This is a genomic window from Paenibacillus sepulcri (assembly GCF_042647105.1).
GTDB classification, from domain to species: domain Bacteria; phylum Bacillota; class Bacilli; order Paenibacillales; family Paenibacillaceae; genus Paenibacillus_Z; species Paenibacillus_Z sepulcri.
In genome coordinates this window covers 3737155-3747305 of record NZ_JBHRUP010000001.1, presented here as the reverse complement: position 1 = coordinate 3747305, position 10151 = coordinate 3737155, and the positions used below count along the sequence as shown (strand labels likewise).

Here is a 10151-nt window from a genome sequence, read left to right as displayed (position 1 = left end):
TAAATCGAGGAACACCTCTGCAAACTGAAGGATAGAAAAAAGCAGCCTCTGTCTAAAAGGACATGAGGCTGCTGGGCTACAAGGCTTATGCCTGTATGTTTAAGGAAGCACATTGCCTGCCGCACGATAGATTTCGTACCATTCTTCGCGCGTCAGATAAATCTCGCTTGCTCTGCAGCAATCAATCAGCCGCTCTATGTTCATCGTACCGGTGACCGGCTGCATGTGTGCCGGGTGACGCAGAAGCCACGCGATTGCGATGGTTGTATTGCTGACATCATATTTCCCTGCGATTTCATCGATCTTCTTATTCAATTCAGGGAACTTCTCGCTTCCGAGGAAAACGCCCTCAAAGAATCCGTATTGGAAAGGCGACCAAGGCTGGATGGTGATATCGTTCAGCCGGCAGAAATCAAGTATGCTGCCATCGCGGTTTATAGCTGACTCATTTTCCATGTTCACATTCACGCCATTGGAGATCATGTTGGCGTTGGTGATGCTGAGCTGCAGCTGGTTGGCCACAAGCGGCTGCTTCACAAACTTCTTGAGCAGCTGGATCTGTGTCGGGTTTTGATTGGAAACGCCGAAATGACGGACTTTACCTGAGCTTTCCAGAATATCGAAAGCCTTTGCCACCTCTTCCGGTTCCACCAGCGCATCGGGACGGTGAAGAAGCAGAATGTCCAGGTAATCGGTTTTAAGCCGCTTCAAGGCACCGTCCACCGATTCCAAAATATGCTCAAGGGAGAAGTCGAACGACCCCTTGCGAATGCCGCACTTGGACTGCAGGATGATTTTCTCGCGAATATCATCGTTCATATGGATGGCATCCGCGAATATTTCCTCGCATGCTCCACCGCCGTAAATATCCGCATGGTCGAAGAAATTCGCACCCTCTTCCAATGCTTTTTGGACAAAGCGTTCCGCCTCGGGCTTGTCCAGTGAATTAATACGCATGCAGCCGACTGCTACGACCGGCACCTCCAGAGTGCTGGTTCCCAGTTTCATTGTTTTCATGAATGAATTTCCTCCTCATTTTGCATGGTGACTCGCGTCCGGGATCTATGTAAGCTTCACGTGGATATTCTGCATATCCTATATTGATTGTGACACATTAGAACGGTAGTTATCAAGGCTTACGCATTTAATTGTATTGTCAGCTGATTGTCATTAACCCAAAATCATCTCTCAGAAGTTTCCATCTGACCGGGAACAGTACGATGAATCATACATTTGGTGGAATCAAATGCGGTGGGTTCCTATATATTGGGAGAGTATAACGGTATAACATACTTACTTCACCTGTTTTGAAGGCGGGCCATAAAAAGGCACCCCTTAGATTTTCACTGGAACCCCGAAGGTTTGACCAATGTCTATTCTAAGAAGTGCTCTTTAGAGAACCTGGTTTCATTTCATACAAATCTTCCGTATTTACAACGAAGAACTCAACTGGTTTTTTTACTTCGCTGGAGTTGATATTCACCAATAAAATCTTCGTATGGTTGCAAATAATCATCAATAGAGCCTTTTTTTGCAAGAAGTACAGTCATCACGGCAAATATGTAAATTAGAATTTGATAGAGTATTTGGAGAAGTAGTTGTGGGTCCCAATAAATGACCTGTTTTACGACCACTGCCAGCCATATACCAAAAAGTCCACCAGTAAGCAATCGAATCGGTGTCGTCGATTCACGCCATTTAAGAGTTTGCGTCAACCAATCTATAGTTGCCGGTAAGGGAAGGAGGTATATAACGATAGCAGGTTCAGTAATTTTGATTTTCATACTCCAAGCCAAGTAAAGAAACATCATACTGTACTGACCAGTGCAGCGAGTACAGAGAGAAATTGTTCTCCCGAAAAACGAAATTCGTAGCGTCCTATTCAACTGACAATAAGGATGATGAGAAAAAAAGATGTACCAAAAGCTTGGTTTCTTATTTGGGCAATACATTATTAAACACGTTGGGGAGGCCTTGGAGCCGAAAGGTGTGTAGTGCCACAGATTGGACATCTTTTCGCTTTAAACGGGTAATAAAGCATGTAAAAAATCCCACACAAGAAAATAAAGACAAGCCAGTTGAATTTTTTTGTCGGTTCCACATTTCGATCACATAGTTCACAATGCCTAATATCAGCCATTTCTTCCCGCCTCTTTAGTTATATTTTACCACAACGATTATGAATTCGAGTAAATAATACAAATTCCTTCTATTTGTGAAAAAAAAGTGAGACTAAACTCACAAATTTTCCGCAAAATTTGACATTCATGTCTATTCGAGATTTGCTATCTTATTGTAAAAATTAGGCTGTATTTACTATGCAATATTTCAACAGTGAAAATCTTGGGCTTGTCTGGACATGCCTTCACAATGAAAAAAGAGCAACGTGCGGTACTCTTTTTGGTTATGCGAATTAGGCCAAACGGAATGTTTGTGAATAATGGACCAGTTCAGTTCATCAAACGAATGCACACGATTGATCTTGCGTCATGTAATATTTTATTGAAATAATTTATATATACTCCTATTACGGCCTTGCTCTCTATGAAAATATTTCTATGTCGCCATACTTTCACCATGTTCACTAACCGGCTAATGAGCGAAGATAAGTTCAGGTTGAGTTAAGATTACTCTCTCTCGAATTGACTTTGGTTAGGGGAAGATGGAATTGGCTATTGTACAATTAAAATCTACGAACCCGAGGTTTTCCTTTCTCATTAAGAAGAATCCGGGGACAGGCATGCTGTTAAGAAGTGTCCGCAAAGGAATGGCTTACGGCTGGTATACCGACGAAGCAACCTTCAATGTTTATTTCAAGGATGCGGACAATGAGATCTCGTATAAACAGGATGAGAACGAGAATTTTGAATACTTGAATGTTTCCCGTTACAACACGCCGCTGTTCCCGCTGAATGCGATTAACGAGTTTTTTGCCACTCCGTTTAAGTCGCAGGTTGAGCGAGACGCCGAGGGATACGAGCATACCTTCTTTATCAATATGATTCATATCGAGCGTGTTCGTTACATCGATTTCTTCGAAAAACATCTGAAGGATTTTACCTTCACTATCGAGCATCAAGCGCATAAAAGCTATTCGCTCACCATTACGACGCAGAAAAGCTTATACCATCTGCTTCATGCCGCAAGTGTGCTTTGCTTGTTCCTGTCCATGTTCGGCAACGAATATATCGATATCTCGGATTCGATTCTGGACAAATACCTCCGAAGCTTCATTGTCATTGATGCGCCGTTCTACATCCGCAGCCTGTTCGTGAGGAACTTTCTGTCTTCCAGGGAGCGCTTCAAGAAATACAAGGCTGAAATCGAACAAACCGGCCGGTATGATATTTCGTTCCAGTACGGCGGTACCGCGATGCAGCGAAGGAATTTTATCTCAGGCCATCTGCCGTTCAACAAATCCATTCTGGATATAGGCTGCGGAGAAGGATTTTATGCAATTCCGTTCGCGGGTAAAATCGAGAACACCTACTATGCAGTCGATATCAATGAGGATTTGTTGGAGGTTGTCACACGCAAGGCAACCACGAAGCAGGTGGATAACATTGCGACACACCGGACAATCGATCATTTTCTGGAGTCTTATAACGGTGAGCAAGTGGATGTTATTTTGACGGAAGTGATCGAGCATATGAGTCTCGAGGAGGCCGAAGCGCTGATTCGCCAAATTTGCGCTCAGGTGAATTTCGAGCGGCTGATCATTACGACGCCTAACGCCGACTTTAACCACTATTATGAGCTGGACGGATTCAGGCACGAGGATCATAAATGGGAGTTGGGTAAGGAAGCGTTCAGGCTGTGGCTTGCTCAAGTGTTTCAAGGGATGGATGTAGAGGCGGAATGGGTTGGGATGGGCGATGGCGTTAATGGTGTTCAGACGACTCAAGGAATCATTGTCCGCAGGAAGGGGGATTAGTGCATGGAAATGCTGACAAAAGTTCATACCATCTTCATGATGGTCGGTACGACGGAATGCGGTAAAACGACCTTTGCCAAGGAATTGCTGATCCCTCAGTTAAGTTTGGAGGAGCGGGACCGGAATGTGAAGACGAACGTGCAGTATCTTTCGTCAGACGGCATTCGCCAGGAAGTGCTTGGTTATGAGTATGACAAATACGATCAGATCATGCTGGAAGCAAGCTCGCATGCCTTTCATTTGTTGTTTGAGAGGCTGAAGATGGTGACGTCTTTTCCGATTAATGCAGAGTTTGTTGTGGTGGACACGATTGGCTTGAACGAGGATTTTCGGACCAAGGTCCGCGAGATTGCCCAGGAGAACAATTACAATCTGGAGGTCATCCTGTTCGATTACCGCAAGCGGGAGGATTACTACGCCTCGGAACGCTCCAGGAAGTTTATCACGAACCATATCAACCGGCTGCGGAAGGATGTTCTGCCGGTGCTATCCCGTGAAGGTTACGCGAGGATTCATAAAGTGCGGGCCAAAGATTTCTATTCAGCGGAGCTGAGCAGGACGAATCCGGATTATAAAATAGTGGTCCAGGATTGGGAGACCTACCTGTCGATGTTTCTGCCGCAGGATCAGAGGTACATCATCGTCGGGGATGTCCACGAATGTGTACAGGAGCTTCAGGGTCTCTTGGTGAGCTACGGTTATCGGGTCGATGCGGGAAAGTTGGTGGCGACGGATAAGGTACGGAATACCAAAGTGATCCTTGTCGGAGACTGGATTGACAAAGGCAAACAAACCGGTGCAGTCATTGAGTTTCTGCATAAGAATCAGGAACACCTCCTGCTTGTCGCAGGAAATCATGAGAACTTCGTCGACAAGTATATGAAAGGCGAAATTCAAGGCGCGGATCAGGAACTCCTGAATACGTACTTTGACTCGACACAGGTGCTGTCCCGCGATGGAGGGCTGCTTGAAAAGTTCCATCAGCTTGTGTCGGTATCCAAACCCTTCTATCGGCTAAATGGTAATAGCGGGCCTTCCTTCTATGTGACCCATGCACCATGCCGCAGCAAGTACATTGGCAAACTGGATTCCAATTCTCTGCGTCATCAGCGCAGTTTTCGAATAGACCGTGATGCGCCGATTGAGGGGCAGCTGGATTTTCTGAGGGCAGAGGCGGTGGGGAACCATCCCTACCATGTTTTCGGACATGTGGCTGCGAAAAATGCATTCCGGATCAAAAATAAAATCCATCTTGATACGGGGAGCGTCCATGGCAATATGCTGACCGCGGTTGAGATTTCATTCAGGCCCTTCTTCAAAAGCCACAAGTCCCGGCAAACGGCTCTCCAGGAAGATCTGCCGACATTGTTTCGGGAAGAGAAGAAGGTATCGCTGCAGGAATTGGATGACGAGGCGGTCCGCAGGCTGCATTACTGCTCAGAGAATAAAATCAATTACATCTCCGGTACGATGTCGCCAGCGGATAAGGATGAGGGTACGGGGGAACTGGAATCGCTGAGGCGGGGGCTTGATTATTTTGCGGGGCGGGGTGTGACGCAGATCGTGCTGCAGCCCAAGTATATGGGATCCAGGTGTAATATCTATTTGCACAGAGACATCGAGCAGTGCTATGCGGTCAGCCGCAACGGCTACAAGGTCAATGCTGTAGATCTCGCGCCTGTTTACGAGCAAATGCTCGGGAAGTTAGGCACATATATGGTGGAACAACAGATCGAGATGCTGATTCTTGATGGTGAACTGCTGCCATGGAAAGCAATGGGGGACGGATTGATTCAAAGACAATTCACCCCGATCGGGAAGGCGTTGGAGACCGAGCTCGAATTCCTGCGGCAGAATGGTTTTGAGGAAGCCTTTGGCCAGCTGTCGGAAGCTTGCCGGGAAAGCGGGTTCGAGAAGGATCAGCACCATTTGTCCAAGGCTGTGTTAAGCGACAAGTATGGCGCGGGAATGTATCAGAATTACAAATACGTTCGTGAGCTTCTGGAGAAGTTTGTGCCGCTGGCACAGCATCAGGAGGCTTACCGTATCTACAAGCGGCAGATGGAATTGTATTCCGGTGATGCAGAGCTTGCATATAAACCGTTTGCGCTGCTTAAAGAGATCTACCGGAACGGGGAAGAACGATTGCCCGACCGGAAAACCTCAGAGATCTACCGCTTACTGTCGGATGATGAATGCCTGGTGCTTGATTTGGCGGAGCCGCACAGCTATGAGAGGGCAGAACAATATTTCTCGAGGCTGACGCTTGAGAACCATATGGAAGGTGTCGTCATTAAACCTGAGAAGATCGACAGTAGGACGGTACCCTATCTGAAGGTCCGCAATGCGAGCTATCTGTCGATTATCTATGGATATGACTACAAGTTCCCGTACAAGTATGCCAAGCTCATGAAGCAGAAAAATATCAGCTCGAAGCTTCGGACCTCTGCCAGTGAACATCGCTTGGGGAATCGGATGCTGGCGGTAAGACTTGACGAGATTACAGAAACTAACCAAGACTATAGGGAAGCCGTGGCAAACCTGCTGTTTGAGGTTGCGAAGGAGAAAGAGATAGATCCGAGGCTGTAAATGAACCCGGATTCCGGGTTTTGCAGGGATACCCTTACGGAGTTGAAAAAAATCAGAAGAGGCTATGACAGTTCCCCAGAAGGCGGATTGTCATAGCCTCTTCTGATTGCCACATATTAGTTGGTGCAGCTCAAGTAACATTAAGGTTACTATTCTGTCAGATTAAATGTCAAAAAGGGTAAACCTCACATGAAACGTGAAATAATATTTTATAAATCGATTGATATTTATGAAATAATAATTTATTATGTGATCAAGAGTTGTTACCGGTAAACAACGATTGTCATTTTTATCAATTTTTAACACGCAGTTACTGAAAGTGGGGGTTTACATGCATGGTGGACTTGTAAGCATTAAGGAGGCTCTTCATTTGTTAAAGCCTCAGGAGCAGATAGTGGCCGATTTCATACTGGAGCATCCGGAACAAATCGTGAATCTCTCTGTTCAGAAGCTTGCAGAGCTTACGGGTGTCAGCGAGGCTACCATTGTCAGATTGTCACGTTCATTGCAATTCAAAGGGTTTCAGGATTTGAAAATGCGGATTGTAGCGGACCTGGCTCAAACCGCGCAGGCTTCAAAGGAAACAGATACTTATCAGGAAATTCAACCTAATAGCTCAGTATCCGCTTTAATTGACTCTATTTCACACAACAATGCCCAGTCCATTCAGGATACGCTGTCGGTACTGTCGGTCCAGGAAGTGGAGAAAGCTATAGAGTCCATCGGCAAGACGAGAAAAATTTGCATCTTCGGCGTTGGCGCATCAGCTGTTATTGCGCAGGATTTTATGCAAAAACTGACTCGTATCGACCGATGGTGCGAGGCTGCGTATGATTTTAACTCGCAGGCGACTTTGGCGGCGAATTTGAGAGCGGGGGATGTGGCGTTCGGTATCTCGTATTCGGGGCAGACGGAAGATATTATCGGCTCGCTCTCGATTGCACGGCAGAACGGAGCTACGATTATTACACTAACCAAGTTCGGCAGCAATCCCGTATCTGATCTGGCGGATGTCCGGCTGTTTACCAGTTCATTAGAGAAGAGCATACGAAGCGGAGCGATGGCGTCTCGAATTACGCAATTAAATGTCATCGATATCCTGTTTGTGGGGATCGCTCAGCTGCAGTATGACGAAACGGTAGAATTGCTGGAGAGAACGAGAAAAGCGGTGAGCCGCTCTAAGCGCAATGGAAACAATAAATAAATTAATTAACCGGTGGGTTCAGGACAACCGGATTCCAGGCGCTGTACTGGATATTCGGTTCAAGGGCAGGCAGCGGGTTCAGGCTTCTTATGGAAGTGCTGAATTAACGACACTGTATGATGTGGCTTCGCTAACGAAAGTAGTCGTCACCCTGCCGGCTGTTATGAACCTGCTCCAAGCATCAAAGCTGTCGCTGAGTGATCCGGTACAGAAGTATATTCCGGAGTTCCGGCATGAGAAGGTTACAATCGGCCACTGTCTGCAGCATACTTCAGGGCTGCCTTCATCGCTGCCGGGTTACCGGGAGCGGTATGCCGCAAGAGATGTCAGGCAGGAAATTTTGTCTCAAGCACTTGATTTTGAACCAGGCGAACGTGTGCAATACAGCGATCTCGGAATGATACTCGCCGGATGGATGATCTCTCGCATATCCGGAAAAAGCCTGGATGTATTTGCAAAAGACGAAATATTCAAAAAATTAGGCATGGCTGATAGCTGCTTTAATCCGCCAGCGGCCTGGAAGGATCGGATTGCTCCAACGGAATGGGACGGCAGCAAGTACATCGCAGGTGAAGTGCATGATGAAACTTGTTATCGTCTCGGGGGAGTATCCGGAAGCGCAGGGTTATTCTCGTCAGCCGGGGATTTATCGCTTTATGCCCAGTGCTGGCTTTACCCTGAACGCTATTCGTTATTAACCAGGGGTTGGGTAGAATCTTGTACGAAATCCCCATTTGAGGGGCGGGGCATTGGCTGGCAGGTCCAGGACGGCCGGGATTCGACACTCGCTTGCGGTCCGGCCTGGCCGATCGGGAGCTTCGGGCACACGGGTTTTACCGGAACCAGCCTTTGGATTGATCCTGTTCGGGAGATTACCGTTGTATTTCTTACAAATGCGGTTCATTACGGCAGGGATAATCCAATTAAACAGCTGAGACCCATCCTTCATGAAGCAGTAATGGCCTCATTAATAGACTAGGTAGCGGGAGAGGAAGCATGAAGATGAAACGTTTATTTAGCCTGGTAACCCTATTATTCATTACCACGTCTGTTATTCTATCCGGTTGCGGCAGCAGCAATAACGCAAATAGCCCATCGTCCGAGAACGCTGCGGCATCTTCGGGATCATCCAATGGCGAAAAAGTGAAGCTGACCATGGGAAGCTGGCGAACAGAAGACAAGGCTGTCTATGAGAAAGTATTTGCGGAATTCAACAAACAGAATCCGAATATTGAAATTGAATTCGCTCCAACGAAAAGCACGGAATACAATACGGTGTTGAGCACTGCCTTGCAAACCGGAGAAGGTCCGGACATCATTCATCTGCGTCCATATGCGGCCGGAACATCGCTCGGCGATTCCGGTTTCATTGAGCCGATAAACGGCCTGCCTGGCCTGGATGCGTTCCCGGCTGACGTACTGGCGGCATCTACGGGGAAAGACGGCAGTATCTATGGTGTGCCTATGGCGCTAAACACAGTCGCAATCATGTACAACAAGAAGATCTTTACAGACAATAGCATTGAAGTGCCGACAACTTGGGATGATCTGATTAAGGTTTCCCAAACCCTGAAGGACAAGAAAGTGATTCCATTCGGCTTCGGCGGGAAGGATGGCTGGATTCTCTCGATTACACAAGGTGTAATGGGTCCTGCAGGATATGGCGGTAACGACTTTACAAGCAAGCTGCTCAAAGGCGAGAAGAAATTTACGGATCCGGAATATGTGCAATCCCTGCAGCTAATGAAAGACTTGACCCCGTTTTTCCCTGATAAATTCATGGGTATAAGCTACGAGGATATGAGAACCCTGTTCGTAACGGAGCAGGCGGCGATGTATATTATGGGCGATTTTGACGTAGCGGTAATCCAATCGATGAATCCTGATCTGGAATTAGGAGTGTTTCCGGTTCCTCCCATAGCGGCCGGCGGTAAACCAACCGTATCGACTTATGTAGATGGCTCCTATGCGGTCAATGCGAAATCAGAGCATAAAGAGGAAGCGAAAAAATTCCTCGAATTTGCAACAAGCAGCGAATTTGGCAATTTGTTCGCTAATGAAATGAAACGCGTCAGTCCGATTCCCGGGGTAACTGCCGATGATCCGATCATCGCCCAGTTCGCTGAATATGCCGGTACGATTTCGACTCCGTATATGATGGTTACAAATTTCAACAGCGGCAACCCGACAACCAAGGTTACGCTTGAGAATTCTATGCAGGCCTTATATCTGGATAAATTGAATGCAGAGCAAGTAGCGGAAGAGCTTCAGAAGAACGCGGATACCTGGTTTAAACCGTAAACCGGACCATCTGATTCGACATTGACGGCAAGCCCCGGAAGTTAAAGTCCCGACATGTGGGGATATTCGTCCGCTGGCGGTGTTTACTTTTCGGGGCTGCCGCTTGTTCTATTCATGTTAGCG

Annotated in this window: 7 protein-coding genes; 5 read left to right on the top strand and 2 right to left on the bottom strand. The window is 46.9% G+C overall.

What is annotated here, in order from left to right:
• Nucleotides 1-99 precede the first annotated feature (99 nt).
• Together ACFOLF_RS16485 and ACFOLF_RS16480 are read right to left on the bottom strand one after the other, a co-directional pair.
• Nucleotides 100-1017 (bottom strand): aldo/keto reductase, encoded by a 918-nt coding sequence (locus ACFOLF_RS16485; protein WP_210045061.1) that lies wholly within the window; start codon nt 1015-1017, stop codon nt 100-102.
• A 428-nt stretch (nt 1018-1445) separates the two neighbouring features.
• On the bottom strand, nt 1446-1952 hold the full coding sequence (locus ACFOLF_RS16480; protein ID WP_379113787.1) for a DUF2085 domain-containing protein: 507 nt from the start codon (nt 1950-1952) through the stop codon (nt 1446-1448).
• A 716-nt stretch (nt 1953-2668) separates the two neighbouring features.
• On the opposite strand from ACFOLF_RS16480, the gene ACFOLF_RS16475 reads away from it, so the two are divergent.
• From ACFOLF_RS16475 to ACFOLF_RS16455, 5 genes are all read left to right on the top strand, one after another.
• Nucleotides 2669-3934, top strand: coding sequence for a class I SAM-dependent methyltransferase (locus ACFOLF_RS16475; RefSeq protein WP_210045059.1), 1266 nt, complete (start codon nt 2669-2671; stop codon nt 3932-3934).
• A gap of 3 nt (nt 3935-3937) precedes the next feature.
• On the top strand, nt 3938-6523 hold the full coding sequence (locus ACFOLF_RS16470) for a metallophosphoesterase (RefSeq protein ID WP_210045058.1): 2586 nt from the start codon (nt 3938-3940) through the stop codon (nt 6521-6523).
• A gap of 331 nt (nt 6524-6854) precedes the next feature.
• Complete coding sequence (locus ACFOLF_RS16465) at nt 6855-7727, top strand: MurR/RpiR family transcriptional regulator (RefSeq protein ID WP_210045057.1); 873 nt, start codon at nt 6855-6857, stop codon at nt 7725-7727.
• A complete protein-coding gene (locus ACFOLF_RS16460) occupies nt 7711-8706 on the top strand; it encodes a serine hydrolase domain-containing protein (protein ID WP_210045056.1) in 996 nt (331 codons plus the stop codon). The genes ACFOLF_RS16465 and ACFOLF_RS16460 overlap by 17 nt, the downstream gene beginning before the upstream one ends.
• A gap of 23 nt (nt 8707-8729) precedes the next feature.
• Complete coding sequence (locus ACFOLF_RS16455) at nt 8730-10028, top strand: ABC transporter substrate-binding protein (protein WP_210045055.1); 1299 nt, start codon at nt 8730-8732, stop codon at nt 10026-10028.
• The last annotated feature ends 123 nt before the right edge of the window (nt 10029-10151 follow it).

Excerpts from the sequence above, each read along its gene's own strand:
- ACFOLF_RS16460 (WP_210045056.1), top strand. The coding sequence starts at position 7,711 with ATGGAAACAATAAATAAATTAATTAACCGGTGGGTTCAGGACAACCGG.
- ACFOLF_RS16465 (WP_210045057.1), top strand. The coding sequence starts at position 6,855 with ATGCATGGTGGACTTGTAAGCATTAAGGAGGCTCTTCATTTGTTAAAG.
- ACFOLF_RS16470 (WP_210045058.1), top strand. The coding sequence starts at position 3,938 with ATGGAAATGCTGACAAAAGTTCATACCATCTTCATGATGGTCGGTACG.
- ACFOLF_RS16455 (WP_210045055.1), top strand. The coding sequence starts at position 8,730 with ATGAAACGTTTATTTAGCCTGGTAACCCTATTATTCATTACCACGTCT.
- ACFOLF_RS16485 (WP_210045061.1), bottom strand. The coding sequence starts at position 1,017 with ATGAAAACAATGAAACTGGGAACCAGCACTCTGGAGGTGCCGGTCGTA.
- ACFOLF_RS16480 (WP_379113787.1), bottom strand. The coding sequence starts at position 1,952 with ATGTATTGCCCAAATAAGAAACCAAGCTTTTGGTACATCTTTTTTTCT.